14 protein-coding genes and 1 pseudogene are annotated in these 15,975 nt (G+C 40.2%); 5 read left to right on the top strand and 10 right to left on the bottom strand.

Translation table 11 applies throughout. The annotated features are described in order from the left end of the window. Nucleotides 1-75: 75 nt before the first annotated feature. Together FDK13_RS09795 and FDK13_RS09790 are read right to left on the bottom strand one after the other, a co-directional pair. Nucleotides 76-981, bottom strand: a complete 906-nt coding sequence (locus tag FDK13_RS09795) for a DUF2341 domain-containing protein (RefSeq protein WP_137339809.1) — start codon at nucleotides 979-981, stop codon at nucleotides 76-78. A 349-nt stretch (nucleotides 982-1,330) separates the two neighbouring features. Next, nucleotides 1,331-1,519 (bottom strand): type II toxin-antitoxin system ParD family antitoxin, encoded by a 189-nt coding sequence (locus FDK13_RS09790; RefSeq protein ID WP_229216007.1) that lies wholly within the window; start codon nucleotides 1,517-1,519, stop codon nucleotides 1,331-1,333. Nucleotides 1,520-1,898: 379 nt separating this feature from the next. Here FDK13_RS09790 and FDK13_RS09785 point away from each other — a divergent pair, with 379 nt between their 5' ends. Continuing rightward, the gene (locus FDK13_RS09785; RefSeq protein WP_137339808.1) at nucleotides 1,899-3,314 is read left to right on the top strand and encodes a glycoside hydrolase family 125 protein; all 1,416 of its coding nucleotides are present in this window, start codon (nucleotides 1,899-1,901) and stop codon (nucleotides 3,312-3,314) included. Between the two features lie 62 nt (nucleotides 3,315-3,376). Here FDK13_RS09785 and FDK13_RS09780 read toward each other — a convergent pair. The 7 genes and pseudogenes from FDK13_RS09780 to FDK13_RS09750 form a co-directional block, all read right to left on the bottom strand. Further along, nucleotides 3,377-3,727, bottom strand: a pseudogene (locus FDK13_RS09780) (aldehyde dehydrogenase family protein); the annotation flags it as partial. A gap of 143 nt (nucleotides 3,728-3,870) precedes the next feature. Continuing rightward, a complete protein-coding gene (locus tag FDK13_RS09775; RefSeq protein ID WP_137339806.1) occupies nucleotides 3,871-6,615 on the bottom strand; it encodes a GH116 family glycosyl hydrolase in 2,745 nt (914 codons plus the stop codon). A gap of 800 nt (nucleotides 6,616-7,415) precedes the next feature. Further along, nucleotides 7,416-7,874 (bottom strand): FAD-dependent oxidoreductase, encoded by a 459-nt coding sequence (locus FDK13_RS09770; RefSeq protein ID WP_137339805.1) that lies wholly within the window; start codon nucleotides 7,872-7,874, stop codon nucleotides 7,416-7,418. After that, nucleotides 7,825-8,094 carry a hypothetical protein gene (locus FDK13_RS09765; RefSeq protein WP_137339804.1) on the bottom strand — a complete coding sequence of 90 codons (270 nt, stop codon included), beginning with the start codon at nucleotides 8,092-8,094 and terminating at the stop codon, nucleotides 7,825-7,827. Before FDK13_RS09765 ends, FDK13_RS09770 begins: the two co-directional genes overlap by 50 nt. A gap of 91 nt (nucleotides 8,095-8,185) precedes the next feature. Further along, nucleotides 8,186-8,527 carry a hypothetical protein gene (locus FDK13_RS09760; RefSeq protein ID WP_137339803.1) on the bottom strand — a complete coding sequence of 114 codons (342 nt, stop codon included), beginning with the start codon at nucleotides 8,525-8,527 and terminating at the stop codon, nucleotides 8,186-8,188. A 114-nt stretch (nucleotides 8,528-8,641) separates the two neighbouring features. Further along, a complete protein-coding gene (locus FDK13_RS09755) occupies nucleotides 8,642-9,262 on the bottom strand; it encodes a hypothetical protein (RefSeq protein WP_137339802.1) in 621 nt (206 codons plus the stop codon). Nucleotides 9,263-9,416: 154 nt separating this feature from the next. Then, on the bottom strand, nucleotides 9,417-10,181 hold the full coding sequence (locus tag FDK13_RS09750; RefSeq protein WP_137339801.1) for an SDR family NAD(P)-dependent oxidoreductase: 765 nt from the start codon (nucleotides 10,179-10,181) through the stop codon (nucleotides 9,417-9,419). A gap of 191 nt (nucleotides 10,182-10,372) precedes the next feature. Here FDK13_RS09750 and FDK13_RS09745 point away from each other — a divergent pair, with 191 nt between their 5' ends. Further along, nucleotides 10,373-11,506, top strand: a complete 1,134-nt coding sequence (locus FDK13_RS09745; RefSeq protein ID WP_220417345.1) for an epoxide hydrolase family protein — start codon at nucleotides 10,373-10,375, stop codon at nucleotides 11,504-11,506. A 217-nt stretch (nucleotides 11,507-11,723) separates the two neighbouring features. Here FDK13_RS09745 and FDK13_RS09740 read toward each other — a convergent pair whose 3' ends face one another. Further along, nucleotides 11,724-13,022 (bottom strand): serine hydrolase domain-containing protein, encoded by a 1,299-nt coding sequence (locus FDK13_RS09740; RefSeq protein ID WP_170982759.1) that lies wholly within the window; start codon nucleotides 13,020-13,022, stop codon nucleotides 11,724-11,726. 41 nt (nucleotides 13,023-13,063) lie between these two features. Here FDK13_RS09740 and FDK13_RS09735 point away from each other — a divergent pair, with 41 nt between their 5' ends. The 3 genes from FDK13_RS09735 to FDK13_RS09725 all read left to right on the top strand — a co-directional run bounded on the left by FDK13_RS09735 (nucleotide 13,064) and on the right by FDK13_RS09725 (nucleotide 15,904). Beyond that, entirely contained in the window at nucleotides 13,064-14,218 is a 1,155-nt protein-coding gene (locus FDK13_RS09735) for a sensor histidine kinase (protein WP_137339799.1), read from the top strand. Continuing rightward, on the top strand, nucleotides 14,219-14,908 hold the full coding sequence (locus tag FDK13_RS09730; protein WP_137339798.1) for a LytR/AlgR family response regulator transcription factor: 690 nt from the start codon (nucleotides 14,219-14,221) through the stop codon (nucleotides 14,906-14,908). Nucleotides 14,909-15,085: 177 nt separating this feature from the next. Further along, entirely contained in the window at nucleotides 15,086-15,904 is an 819-nt protein-coding gene (locus tag FDK13_RS09725) for an SDR family NAD(P)-dependent oxidoreductase (RefSeq protein ID WP_137339797.1), read from the top strand. Nucleotides 15,905-15,975 lie beyond the last annotated feature (71 nt).

The following is a 15,975-nucleotide window of genomic DNA, read 5'->3' as shown; positions in this document are numbered from 1 at the left end:
TTTGGTCAAAAAAATTATTATAAAAAAGTGCCAGAAATTCTGTTGAATTTCTGGCACTTTTTTATGTCGATACTTTTAATTAGCCTGCTCTTTTCCTAGCGTAACTTTCGGTTCTGAGCCTGCATATTTACTGACTGATATATAAGCAAAATTATCCCAGCTATCGTTGTCCAGTGTTCTTAATGCCAGTTTTGAGGCAGCATTTTTAAGTAGTAATTCAACTGTTATATCATCCTGTTTTCCGTAAAGTTTTTTACCATCGAACCAATATTCTGCCCGCCGCCATTTGTCTGTAATAACCAAATTTGGGGATTTGATAAGTGGCGCACTTTTCAGACTTCCAATGCTTGAACTATCAAATAACATTACATAATTTGTTCCGCTTGCGGCCCGATCCGTGTGATCGCCAAAAGCAAGCCAGTTGTTCCAGCCACCCACGCCTGCCCTGACCCAATGTCCATCCGCACCTTCCCGCTGGTACGATGTACGAACGATCATTTTCCCTGTGACATTGAAATTGGCCGTCACGATTCCGTCCTGGCCGTCGGTTTCTTTTAATTTTAACTGACCTTCTTTTTCAATAACCTCACCAACCGATGTATTCGTCCATTTTTTGGTAAAATCACCTTCTTCAAAATCATCAAAAAACAGAAAAGTTTTATCACCGTTTGATACCGGTACAGCATTGAAATTTCCATAAAACATGAAAATAGAATTTCGTGTTTTCGCTTTAAGCACAGGCACTTTTACCCAAATAATAGTCGTCCCGTTTTCATTCCATTGCTCCGTCCAGTAAGACAAACCGCTGTCGTTCAGTCTGCCGGCGGAAGTAGAAAAACGAATATCAGCACCATCCGCTTTTGTTTTTGAAAAATCGAAATCGTTACTATTAAGCTTGATTTGTATTACTATATCTGTTGCAGCACCACCTTGATTATTAATAATAATTTCTCTTTTGAAGTGCCAGCTTTCAGCTGTCATACTCGATTTATTTGTTTTCTCAGTTAGGATCTTCGCCGAAACATTTTCAGATATGATTGAAAAAAGTAATGTGAAAATTGCAGCTATGAAGGTGAATTTCAGGGTTATTTTATTTTGTTTCACTGTATTTATAAAAAATTAAAATGGGACCTAACTTTTATTTACAACACCGCAAGGAATTATCATGTAAATTTCCAGATTCGCGCTATAGCTGAATAATTACATTCCATCTTGTTAGGGCGCCAACTGTCAATATACTTTTCTGCCTGGTTCAGTGACCATTCATTGACAGTATACTCCCAAATCTTTTCCAGGTCATGCTCCGCGAGCTAGGTTAGTTTATACTTACTCATTGGCCGGGGGCGTTCTTCTTTAATTTAGCCTTGAAGTCTGCCGGATTAAAATTTTCCACCCAACCACTCACTTCCCCTTCAATAAGTGCTTGCCGCAATAATTTCAGTTTTTGCTCTTCTTCTTCTAATAAACGTAGTGCTGCCCGAACTACCTCACTAGTTGATGTATACCGGCCTGTATCAATTTGATTTTAAATAAATAAATCAAAATATTGACCAATTGATATGGATGTATTTTTGCCCATCGCGTAAATGTTTTTTCATTTTACCATAACCAAAGTTACCAAAAATTGGTAACTTTGGTTATGTCTATTTTTATTAATTCTTTGTGGCTTTCCCGCCTTAACTTTCGCCCGAACTAAATAAATCATCTTTCTTTCCGGAACCTGCTGTCAATGCCAATCCTTTCATCGTACAAAATAAAATGTATGATCAAGCTATCCAGCAATTTGTTTAAACACGTTATTTGTGATGTTAAAACAATTTCTCCATTATATAATCTTATTTTAGTGGATTGCAGATAGCATACCGTCGCAACGAGCAATTTTATTTTTACAATTTTCTATGAAAAGAAGCACATTTATAAAAAGTACTGCCTTGTTAGGTACAGGTCTTATGATCGGTAAAATACCAGCCTTTGCCAATCCTGATTTTCCGGTTGTGAGAGTAAATCCCGGTGAACGGAAATTCAGCAGCAAGGTGATCGAAGATTCTATCCTCGAATTTCAGTCGGCAATTAAAGACAAAGAACTTGGATGGCTTTTTGGGAATTGTTTTCCAAATACGCTGGATACCACCGTGACCTATAACGGCAAAGGCGAAAAACCTGATACTTATGTAATTACGGGAGATATTGATGCGATGTGGCTGCGTGACAGCACTGCGCAGGTTTGGCCTTATCTTGATTTTATCAAAAAAGACAAAACGCTTCAGCAATTGATAGCCGGTGTAATCAATCGTCAGGCTGTATGCATTTTGAGAGATCCTTATGCCAATGCTTTTTATGACGATGCCAACAAAACGGGTGAATGGAAAACGGATGAAACGGATATGAAACCCGGCTTGCATGAGCGCAAATGGGAAATAGATTCATTGTGTTATCCTATTCGCCTTGCACATCGTTACTGGCAATTGACCGGCGACACAACGCCTTTTGACGCCAAATGGAAAGAAGCGATCATGCTTACGCTGAAAACGTTTAAAGAACAACAGAGAAAAAAGGATAACGGACCTTATCATTTTCAGCGCAAAACTTCCTGGGCAACGGATGGCGTTCCGATGGGTGGATATGGATATCCGGTAAAACCAGTTGGTTTGATTTGTTCCGCATTCCGTCCAAGTGATGACGCGACGATTTATTCCTTCCTTATACCATCTAATTTCTTCGCTGTTGTCAGCTTGAAACAAGCTGCAAAAATGGTTGAAAAAATATCTGGCGACAAAGCCGCCGCAGCTGAATTAACTGCGCTTGCTGTGGAAGTGGAAAATGCATTAAAAGTGCACGCAGTCGTGGATAGCAAGGAATTTGGCAAAGTATACGCTTACGAAGTGAATGGTTACGGAAGCTACAATTTGATGGATGATGCCAATGTGCCAAGTCTTTTGGGGTTGCCATATCTGGATGCACTGCCGGTAAGTGACCCGGTATATCAGAATACCCGTAAAATGCTGTTATCGTTAAATAATCCTTTCTTTTTCAAAGGAAAAGCCGGCGAAGGAATAGGCGGACCGCATATAGGTCTGGACATGATCTGGCCGCTGGGAATTATTATCCGCGGACTGACAAGCAACAATGACAAAGAGATAAAATCCTGTATTGATATGCTGAAAAAGAGCCATGGCGGTACCGGTTTTATGCATGAATCTTTCCATAAGGACGATCCAACCAAATTTACAAGATCATGGTTTGCCTGGGCAAATACTTTATTTGGGGAGTTTTTGTGGGAAACTTATAAAGCCAAACCACAATTATTTTCATAAGAAAAATGATAAATCTCCTGATCACAGCAAATTTGTGATCAGGAGATTTTATCTGATTACTTTTACACAAAAATTGCTTTCTGCTCAACATATTCACAGATACCAAACGAGCCAAATTCTCTGCCAATACCGCTTTGTTTATAGCCACCAAAAGGACAGTCGAAATTGCCAAAATTGTCATTTATACTCATCCGGCCAGTTCTGATTTGTCTTGCTATTTCCAAGCCATGTCCTCGATTTTCGGTAAGAACAGAACCTGCTAAACCATAATGAGAGTCGTTGGAAATTCTTATTGCATCTGCTTCATCTTTGTACGGAATCATTACTACGACGGCGCCAAATATTTCTTCTCTTGCAATGTGCATGTTGTTATTTACGTCGGCGAATAATGTTGGTTTGATGTAATCAGCGAAGTTGTCACGGCAATTAAAACCCTGTTGAACAAAAGAACTTTTGTCTTGAAATTCATTGTTATAATATTGGTTTTACAATGTATCCATAATTACAAAAAAAGGAATTCCGGATGGTTAGTCGCTTCATATTTAATGCAAGACGATCAACTCAAAATCAATTCCAGCTTCTGCAACGGCGTCAATTCCAGATCAGATTTAAAATCAATAATATACCTATCTTCCTCTTTCCGAAAACTCACTTCGTGGCTTTTTCCATTCATTTTTGCCAGAACATTCTTAATGACCATTCCTTTTGCAGCTTTTATAGCAAATGTTCTCAATCGTAATTTACCATATATGATTTCAATCGTATTCAATTGTTTTCCAGCCGTTTGCGATTGTTTAAATGTACCCCAGCCTTCGGCCGAAGTAAAAGGTGCTTTGAAGTTTTCAGGGGTAATTTTCGGATCAAAAGCCATATAACCTTTCGGGCCGTGATATTCGAAACCGCAGGCAGAAATGAATGTACCGTAACTGGCCATAGCCCGGGCGTAATGATCACTGCATTCAATTTCATTATAGGGATTTCTTTTAGCTGCGTGGTGACGGTCGTGGATCGCGCGTGTCATCGTTAGCGACTGATCGACCATACCTTCCGCCATCATGTGGGCCGCTACCTGATGTTCAAACCCGCTCATGCACTCGTGGAAATAACCAAGCTGCCAGCTTTCATTCTCCCCATAAGGCTTGTCTTCATTATGGGGATTAGTGTTCATGACCATCCCGCCTTCGCCAGAAACCGCATAGGGACGACCGCCCTGGTGGGTTTTAATATAAGGCCCCACATCCATCGTAAAATTATATTTCCAAAGTGAACGCAATGCTGACAAAGTTTTTTCCTTGTCCAAAACTCTTGGTAAACCAACCTGATGTGCCCAGCTTTGCCCATAAACCTGATCAATATGGCAGGTATTGTAAGAACCTAATTTTTTGCGCCCTTGTGCGGCGTCTGGTTTATGAATAAAGTACTCGCCGTTGAACAGTTGCTCTTCCATGTTTTTCCTGCCTTTTTCAAGGTAGGTTTTACAAACCAGGCTAAAATCGGCATCACCCATATCTTCCGCCATTGCCTGTCCAGCCCGGGCCGCTGCGATGCAAAGACCTACGATCCAGGCAATTTCTCCTTCCCAGACTGCATCCAGTGTATTTTCCATCGGCGTATCCGTCATACCGTCGCCATTTTTATCCTGAGCAAGCATAAACTGCATCGCTTTTTTTATGTTCTGCCAGTTCGTTTTTAAAAAGTCGTCATTGGCTGACATTTGGTGTTCTCTGTAAAACCTTAAAATCGTACCTGCCTGTCCGTCGATAGCAGGCCGACTTTCGTTCTCAGCCCGGAATATAATAGCCCCTGAATCCGGACGAAAACCTACACCTAAATCTACATTTTGACGAAGAATTCGTTCCAGTTCAGGAAAGATCCTGCCCATCGATTGTGCATATTGCCAAACGTGTGTACAAGTTCCGGCGCAGGCTCCTACCCCTTCCCAACCCCAGAAACGACCGCTCGCGAAACGGTATGTATTTGCCGTTGCCAGCGTTCCAATGTTAACAAATGTTCTTTCTAAAAACCAGTGCGGCAACGTAGAATCGTTCCACGTCCTCTGCCATAATTCAGTTTGAGCAGATAATTGATCAAAATGAGAGGCAATATATTCGGTAACTTCTCCTGCATTTTTAAATTTTGTTCCGTAATAATATCCCTCTTTGGCGTCTTTTACCAATTCTTTAAGCTTGTCATTGGGATTATTAAAATGCCGACTGATGATGAAATCTTCCTTCATTGACGCTCCGCCAACTAACGTTTTCGAAGTAAAAAGTGCACCGATAAGTTTTTCAGGCGCTTCCATTTCTGAATTTTGAGAAAATCCGGACGTAAAACCTGCATCTGTTACCGGCCAGGTATTAAAAGCAGTGTGAACTCCTGCTTTCGGATTAAGTATTGCAAAAGATGTGGTTCCCGAATCTGTCGCCGTAAACAAACCGTTTTTCGAAAAATTAAATTCCGAAAAAATACCTTTAAATTTCTCTGATGGCATGACAGAATTTACCTTTTTTCCATCACCTTTTTTAGCAGATAATTTGCTGGCACCATTCTCCATCCAGCCAATCAGCGATACTTCTATTTTTTCACTGGAAAGATTTTTCACTTCAATGCGCAGAATCGTCGCAGGAAGTGACGAGTTATCCGCATCCATCGGAATGAATGGTGAATATCCGGTCAGGATAATGGAAACCGGCAAATGATGATCTGTATATTGGACAATTGCCGTGGGATACGTTGCCTGAAAACTTACTTCATCCCAATGATTCTCGTTCAATTCTTTAATGAAAACCTTTCCTTTATATAAAATCCGGACTGCAAAACCCTGCTCTAAAACGCGTTTATTTTCGGCGATTGCCGGTTCAACATAGGAAGCACCATCCCTTGATCGTATTTTCCTGACCGTATTTCCATCATTCCAAAGTACCGTTTTTGGATCAATTCCTTCATTTTTTGGTTCTTCGGATTCATTGTAAATTCCCCAGAGCCAGAGTCTTCCATCTCCGCCCAGATATACTGTTCCGGCATGAAGTCCGCCAACGGGCATTCCGATGTATTTTAACTCATTTCTGCTTTTCAAATAAATGGTCGGCTTTCCTCTTTGATATAATGATTTGACCCAGAGCAAATCAAGATTTTTATTTACAGGAATATTATGGACAGGATAGCCGACAGGTTTCAGAGATCGGGACCAGCCTAAGTGCCGCGAAAACAAAAACCCGATTGTAAGAATGCTGCTTTTTGTTATAAAATCTCTGCGTTTTATGGTTGGTATGAAGTCTGGCGACACTGGTGATTTTGGCATATTTAAGGTCATGGTTTAGGATATTTACATCAGTGCACAGCCCCTGGGGGCTGTTTTCACTTACCTGATTATCAAAAATCTATATCATTAAAATTATTTATTGTCTCCGAATTTTAGAAAAATCTGCGTAGCAAATGATCAAAATAGTCATCAACATATAAGTGTAACTAAAAGACGAAAATACCGTAACCTACTTTATCTGAAACCCCGTAATATTTATCCTAAGTTCAGATAAATAAAATGTCGCAGTTACCCCATTTTTAGGCGCGTATGCACCGCATCGATAAAAATCTTACCAATTAATTTTGTAAAAACATAACTAAAACACATCAAGAGAAAACTAAAACTTCAGGTTCAAATCAGCCTTGATGGATGCATCGCCGGACCAAATGGGCAAATGGAATGGATGGTATGGGATTGGGATGAGGAACTTAAAAATTACATCAAAGAAATAATCGATCCTGTTGACTGCATCGTTTCTTGGACGAAAACCGGCAGAAGGATTTATTCCTTATTGGGCTAAAATAGCATCAAATCATGACGATCCTGAATTCGAAGCGGCAAATAAGATAACTGATGCCAGCAAAGATTGATGAGTTCCATTTATTGATTAACCCGACAGGCAGAGGCATGACAATTTTCAAAGAAGTTGAAGAAAAACAAATCTTTCATTAATAAAATCAAAATCTTCTGACTGTTGAATTGTTCTTCTTCACAATGAATATAAACACAGGTTAACCAGGGTGGAACAAAACAGACCGTTTTCAAAAAAAACGGCCTGTTTCACTTCATTTTAGACATTAAGCTTTAAGCGCTGACCAGATTTCTTTGTGTCCACCCAGATTCATTTTTGTGCGCAACGCCTGAGCTGCCTGCTGGCCGGATTGAATCGTTCCATCAATGTAACCTACGTTACCTCCAAAATCAATCCAGTCTCCACACAGAAATAAATTAGCAAAACCGCTCGCATCTGCTTTCAATCTGTAAAGGGCACTATTTGGAACGGAAAGTGTGTAATGATCTGTCGGTCTTACATTTGCCCTGAAAAACTGACTTAAAAAACGATCGTAACCATCAGCAGAATTGTTGGGATCAGCCAATAATTGAAAATTCAGGCCTTGCGGATATAAGTAGGTTGCCCCTTTTGGCCAAAACCATGCGGAATTATCCTGCAGCCATTGTTCGAAGGCATCTTTCAATCTGGCATTTTCACCAGCCTGAAACTGATGGTCTGAAAACGGTGGTAAAGGTTTGCGCAAAAGTACCGGTGTAAAAAAAACGGACAATTACCGAATCCACTAACCACTGCGGAGCGCCCTGCATGGACAGCCACTGGCGGTAATCGTACTGATCGATTTTGGTGAAATCAAAGTTTTCAGTGACAGGATCATACACGTCTTTAAGAATACCTTTGATATTGTAATAAGCAAAACAAATGCCGATCGCCATGTGTCTCTTTTTCCTGCTCATCTTCTGCATAAGGCAGTCCTTCTTTTTCTATATGCCTGATTTCCCTTTCAATCAAATCCAGAATCAGGCTATGATGCTGATGTTTATTGTCTACCCCGGATTATTTTAACATTTTCAACGCCTCCGTAATATGGGCCATTTCCTTTTTTACCATCCGCTCGATTATTCCGCCTTCTCCCAAAAATGGCTTTAACAAAAAGTACATGCACCCTTTGTTTTCCTGATCTTTTTGTCGAACCCCATTTAAGTATTTTGAAAAAAAACGACTCAGAATCCTGGCAGCAAATGAACCGGTTTTCCTGGAATATGGACTACCCAAAAGCATTTCTATAGAAAGTGCGAGGCCTTTTTCAATCAACGTCCACATCGGCAAAGGCCCGCCTATTCCCGGCTGTTCATCGGTTTCAGGAAATATCAGCGGCCAGTTTGTCCATTTACCCAATTCCGGGACAAATTCTGTAAGTAAAGATAAGCCGCAGATAGCGAGGCCATGCCACCGCCAAGTATTACAATTTTCTTTTTCGGGGTTTCCATTCGGGTTGCAGCTGAGCTCTTATTAGTTAAATTTATTTTTTCTGGCAAATAAGTTTCTAAACCAAATCAATATATTCATTATCAAGCTTTTAAAGGTATCCGGAAATTCTTTACCGGAGGGATAAGCAGGTTTGTGATCTTTTATTAATGTCACTAAATCCGGCTGTTTGTTCCATATGGAAGCCGCTTGATATAAATAAGTAAGCTCCGGTTCTATCAGAACATCATCCAGAAACTTGACACCAAACTCAGCCAGACTATGTGTTTTGCCCAGAACTTCATTGATTTCCTGCTCATTCATAGGGTAATGATCCGGATAATATGGGTCAAGGCCGGTAATAAATTGCACTGAACCGCCTCTGGGATCTCCCAGGATTTTGCTGAGTTTTGGTAACGAATCCTGACCTTCTTCCAGTGACTGGGCAAACAACAATCGGTACAAAACCATATTGATAAATATCTTTTCCGGTACGGTTTCGAGCTCAGCCCAAGCGGTATATTTCAGATAACCATCGATAATACTCGAATTATGAGCACGATACCAATTAACGGAATTGGAAAGTTTTATAAACTCAAACCAGAATTGGGTTGGAACGGGAAGTTTTTCTGGCAAAAAACCTGCCTTATATGGCATGTTCAGCATCACACCGCACAATTAAATCTGCTTTTACGGCAGGAAATAAATAATGCTCCAAAATGGATTTTCAAGGCCAAGGAATATCTTTGATTGCTTTCAACCCAAAAAATCGCGGCACAGATGATTCCTGTGCCGCGGTCAATAAGTCAGTTCAAATTTATTACAACTGCATTCCTCCCGAAATTTCTATACGCTGTCCATTAACCCAGCGCGCTTCTTCCGAGCATAAAAAAGCGACGACACCACCAATATCTTCTGCAACTCCCGGCCTGCCTAACGCGGTTACGTTACTGATAAATTGTTGCAGATTTTCATCATTTCTCAAATGCGCTCCACCAAAATCTGTCATTACAGCGCCGGGTGCTATAATGTTTGCCCTGATACCACGTGACCCGTATTCTTTGGCCAGATAACGTGTGAAAATTTCCATGGCACCTTTCATCGAGGCGTAAACAGAAGAACCGGGCACAGAAATACGGGTTAGGCCGGATGATACATTGACAATACCACCACCGTCATTCAAAATCGGCAGCATTTTTTGTGTCAAAAAGTAAACACCTTTAAAATGGATGTTCAGCAATTCATCAAATGCTTCCTCAGTAACATCAGCAATGGGAAGATAACCGCCAATACCAGCGTTATTTACCAGATAATCAAAATGGGTTGCATCAAATGTGTTTTCTAAAATCTCTTGCAACTTGGAGACAAAAGAGCCGAAACCTTTTATATCGCCCGTATTCAGTTGAAGCGCGGCAGCTTTTCGTCCGCTTTCTTTTATTTGGGCTACAACATTTTCTGCATCATGTAACTGACTATTATATGTGATTATAACATCAATTCCTTTTTCTGCAAGGCGCAAAGCCATGTCTTTCCCTAATCCGCGACTACCGCCGGTAACAAGTGCAATTTTATTTTTCTGTTCCATCCTTTGTTTATATTTTGTAATACAAAGATATTGGCCAAGAGCGTTTTACTGTTTGTGGCAATCAATCCATTATTTGTGAAAATCAAATTATTGGAGGCAATTTACGATTATGGCTTTTGTCTATACTTCCTTACCTTTCCGAATAGAAATTAAAATTCCTGTTGTATCAAGAAAAAATAACACGATAAAAAGTGAACACGATAAAACCATTTTCAGTCAACATTCCGCAACAGCAGCTGGATGATCTGAAATTCAGATTAAAGAATACGCGCTGGCCCTATAAAATAACCGGATCTGGCTGGAATTACGGTGCGAATCTTTCTTACATGAAGTCGTTGACAGATTACTGGCAGCACACATTTGACTGGCGTAAAACTGAAAATGAAATCAATGCTTATCCCAATTTTATTGCCGAAATTAACGGATATAAGATTCATTTTCTTCACATCAAAGGAAAGGGAAAACGATCGGTTCCTCTGATCATTACACACGGATGGCCGGGATCTTTTCTTGAAATGATGAAACTGATACCATTACTTACCGAAGATCCGGAACTTTCCTTTGACCTCGTAATTCCATCCGTTCCCGGATTTGGATTTTCTGGTAAAATCACAGAACCTGGTTGCAATAGTGCTGTTGCAGCGGATCTTTGGCATGAACTCATGAAGAAATTGGGCTATAACCGCTACGGAGCTCAGGGAGGAGACATTGGTGCCGGGGTTAGTACCTGGCTTTCATTGAAATATCCGTCCAACGTAATCGGACTGCATCTTAATTTTATTTCCGGCTCTTATAAACCTTATCTCAAAGAAAACGAAAAACTTTCTGACGAAGTTTTGGCTTTCCAAAAGTTCGGAGCCGACTGGTCTGTCCGGGAAGGTGCTTATTCGCATATGCATGCAACAAAACCGCTTACTGCCGCTTATGGATTGAATGATTCTCCGACAGGATTATGCGCGTGGATCATCGAAAAATTCAACAGCTGGAGCGACAATAATGGAGATATTGAAAGCACCTTTACCAAAGATGAACTGCTTGCCAACGTGACATTGTACTGGCTCACAGCAACCATCCATTCCTCCATGCGGATCTATAACGAAAACAGTAAAAAACCAGTGGCATTTGCTGAGAATGAATATGCGAAAATTCCTGTCGGTTTTGCCAAATTCCCAAAAGAACTCCCTACTCCTCCACGTTCTTATATTGAAAAAGGTTTTAACATTCAGCATTGGACCGAGATGCCGGAAGGCGGACATTTTGCAGCTGCGGAACAACCGCATTTACTCGCAAAAGATATTCAGGATTTCTTCTCGACTTTGAAATAAACCTATAACAAAATTACCCGGCACTTGTTTTTTTACCACAAAGATTCACTAAATCTTACACGAAGGGCACTAAGTCTAAAAAAAATATCACATTGTATTTCCATTATTCTCAAAGAAATTAAAATATAAAATAACCTTTGTACTTCTTTGTGTAAAACCGCGCGGCGTCCGCTTTGTGCGCTTTGTGTTTATTTTTTACCGAAGCATCTTTTTCATATTATTTCCGATTCATTTTCATCACCTGTTTCCCGTTCTCATAAACGATTAGTGAACTGGCATCAGTAAATTCCAGCTGCACATCGTAACCTTCGAGGAAAAATTTAGTGGTGGATTCAGGAGATAATATGGCTGTCGGCAGGCCATCACCGGAAACTTTTATCCCGTTTCCTTCGTGTTCCACTTTCATGATCTTTCCATTATTTTGCTCATAAATACCAGCATAACTTTGGATAATATTCTCCGGCAACATTATTCTTTTATGCGTATTTTCAGTTTTGTTCATTATTCCAAGTATCTGATTTCCTGCAACCAACGCACACTTAATGATCCGGTCAATGATGAACATGCCATTATCCCCATTGGTCATGACAACAATGCCATTTTTAGATTTGGGCAGAAAAATGGCCATCGTCCGCACGCCGATATCTGAGCCGCCATGTTCAAAAGCATATTCTCCATCAGGTAAATTTTGTACCAAACCCCAACCCAAACCCCGAAAATAATTTCCCTTCACTTTCACCTCTGGCTTAGCATACAAAGACGCGTTATTCATCGCATAAATTCCTAATTTACAATAATCTTCAATACTGCTGATCAGATCGTCTGCGGCATTAACGGATGTTTGTATGGATGTTGGATACAGATTTCCCTGTCCGTTATGCCACATTGCAAAGCGGGGTTTATCCAAATTTTCGCTCCAGTATTGGGTATCTTCGAGACCCAGCGGTTTCAACAAAACGGAATCCAGTAAAAAATTCAGGGGCTTGTGAAATTTTGCTTCCAGCGTTTTTCTTAAATATTCAAATCCTTCTCCGGAATAACCAAATTTGGTGCCCGGTTCGAAATTAAAGTGAAGTTTATTCTCGCCATTATCCGAACGCCAGTTTGGAAAACCTGTCTGATGCGATAGTACCAAACGTGTGGTCAGTTTGCTCGTAAAGGGATTTCCTGCAATATCCGGGTCAATCCAGTAATGGCTCAACGGCTCATCCATATCCCATTTTCTATCCTGCACCAGTTTCACGACAAGCATGGCAACGACAGGCTTGGTTTGTGACGCAATATTGAACAAAGTGTTATTAGGAGCAGGATGTCCGTCTTGTAAATTACCAAAATTATTAACCCATTTAACCCTCCCATTTTCGATCAAACCTACCCCCACGCAAGGCACATGATATTCGGCCATCCAGTGTGGTATGTCACGTAGTAAACCCAGACGAACAGTATCTTGCTGAGCCTTTGTAATAGTAATCAGGCCGAACATTGCGGCGAGGAATATGATCAGTTTTGTTTTCATGTTTTTTAAGATTTGATCAAAATTATCTCCGCCAAAACGCATTGAAAAATATATATGTCAAACCACAAAAACATGGTGATGAACGTGTTCGGACTGATGATAAAGTGTTTATCATCAAAAACCGGTTGTTCATCCCCAAAATTTTGTTTGTGTCTGCTATTGCTTTTTCTTTGGATATGAAACAATTCGACTGGACAAGACTCTTTGCCAAACCATTCCGGTTTTTCACCCAACTGGCATTCTGGGTCATTGTTTTTGTGCTCTTTATTGTACTCAAAGAATTCCCGGACCGGATGAACGGCCTGACACTTTTTTGTCTTGTTTTGCAGCAAACGCTTGAACTGGCTTTGCCCTCTTATTCACAAAATCTCTTAATAGTACCGTTTTTCAAAAGGGGAAAATGGGGAATCGGGATAGTACTATATATTGTTCAGGTGGTTTTGCTGATTTACTTTCTGCCCTATATACTTAACGCTGTTGGCCTTTTATTTCCTATCAGCGACCGGGTCAACTGGCATAACGAACATATCACATTCAGTGTGATCGCTTTTACTGTTGTTGCAACAATTTTCAAAATCGGGCTGGACAGACTGATTCTTGACAAACAGCAAAAAGAGAATGAACTAAGACATTTGAAAGCTCAGCTAAATCCTCATTTTCTGTTTAATACCCTGAATAACCTGTATGGTTTGTCCGTGACAGAATCTAAAAAACTGCCGGATCTGATGCTGAAATTATCGGAACTGCTGCGTTATTCTCTTTATGATACAAATCAAAACTTTGTGCCTCTTCAAAAAGAACTGGATTATATCAGCAATTATGTAACGTTGGAAAAAATACGGCTCAACGAAAAGACTGAGATCAAACTGGATATTTCTGGTGATTCTTCAAATGATTACATCGCTCCGCTCCTCTTGATTATTTTTATTGAAAATGGATTTAAACATTTCTCAGCCGCAAAAAACCAGCAGGCTTTTGTTCATATCGATTTTAAGATCTCAAACAGTCGACTTAGCATGATTGTTAAAAACTCAGTTGATCCTGAGTACATTCCGGTTAAGAATACAACAAAAGGAGGACTGGGTTTGAATAACGTAAAACAACGGCTGGATTTGATTTATCCGGGTCAATATAACCTTGAAACGGCAGCAAAAACCAATTATTTTGAAGTAAAACTTGAAATAGACCTAAGCTAAATGAATATCAGCTGCATCATCGTAGACGACGAGCCGATCGCCCGGGAAATCATTAAAACCTATATCGAACAAGTGCCTTATCTGACACTGGCGGCCAGTTGCGAAAATGCTTTTGAAGCCATGGAAATTCTCAATAAAAAGGATATTAACCTGATCATTCTTGATATTAATATGCCTCGTCTTTCCGGTTTCGAAATGCTGCGTTCTCTGAAAATTTATCCCGCAGTGATTATCACCTCTGCTTACCCGGAATATGCACTTGAAGGTTTTGAGTTGTCGGTAACCGATTATCTTTTGAAGCCATTTTCTTTCGCACGTTTTGTACAGGCTACTGAAAAAATTGTAAACAGAGCAACTGAAAATCTGCCAGTTATGAAGGACGAAGACTTGTTTTTGATGGTTAAATCTGACAAAAAACTAACCAAAATTTTCTTCGAAGACATCAGTTATGTAGAAGCTTACGGCAATTATATCTTTATTCACACCAGTCAGGAGCGTATTATGTCCAAGCAAACCCTGATCCAGTTTGAGCAACAGCTGCCTGCATCAAAATTCACCCGTATTCATAAATCCTATATCGCATCCGTCAAAAACATTAAATATATAGAAGGGAACGAGATATCTATCGGTGGTAAAAAACTTCCGGTCGGTAAGGTTTATCGTGAAAATCTGATGAGGAGTTTACGTTGATTACTATTTTGATATTTATAAAATCGGATCTCCCTGATTTAAAAAAGTCAGTTTGTTTGAAAATTCCATCCCCGCTATCGCTTATTCCTGTAATGTGTCAATGAATCCTGATTTTGTGTTAAATCCGGCGCAACGGGTAGCAATACCTTTGTAATGTATTAAAAACAAAAAAAAATCATGTCAAAAATAATTTTAATTACAGGAGCTTCCCGCGGTTTTGGTAAACTATGGGCAAAAGCGTTATTAGAACGTGGAGATAAAGTTGCTGCAACAGCCAGAAATGTAGAAAACCTGAACGATCTGATCGCAGAATATGGTGATTCAATTCTTCCTATCCAGCTGGATGTTAACAACAGAGAAGACTGTTTTGCTGCAGTAAATAAAACCAAAGAGCACTTCGGCCGCATTGATGTGCTGATCAATAATGCAGGTTTTGGCTTGTTTGGTGCTATTGAAGAAACAACTGAACAGCAGGCACGCGCTCAAATGGAAACAAACTTTTTTGGACTTCTTTGGGTTACACAAGCTGTTGTCCCAATCATGAGAGAGCAAAAAAGCGGACACATCATTCAGGTATCAAGCTTCCTGGGATTAGTAACGCTTCCTGTTTTGGGACTTTACAATGCTTCGAAATATGCAGTGAACGGTTTGAGCGAAACCCTTGCGACTGAGGTAAAAAGTTTCGGCATCAATGTTAGTTTGATCGAACCAAACGGTTTTTCAACAGACTGGTCAGGCGCTTCGGCTTTCCAAACTGAGGCAAATGAAGTATATGCACCGATCAGAAAAGCATTTGCCGAAGGTGCCACTCCGGATACCTGGGGAAAACCGGAGTCAACCGCAGATGCAGTGTTACAATTAATTGATGCAGAAAATCCTCCTTTGCACTTTTTATTAGGCAAAATTGCATATCCGGGAGTAAAACAAGTGTATAGCGAACGCCTGGCTGAATTTGAAACCTGGAAAGAAGTTTCAGCGGCGGCTCACGGCCACTGATAAAACATACTTAATATAATCTGAAAGACGATCTGCACGATTATTTTTGTAGATTGTCTTTCATTTAGCTG

Source organism: Dyadobacter frigoris, assembly GCF_005280585.1.
GTDB classification, from domain to species: Bacteria; Bacteroidota; Bacteroidia; order Cytophagales; family Spirosomataceae; genus Dyadobacter; species Dyadobacter frigoris.
This window is presented reverse-complemented; position numbering and strand designations above follow the sequence as displayed.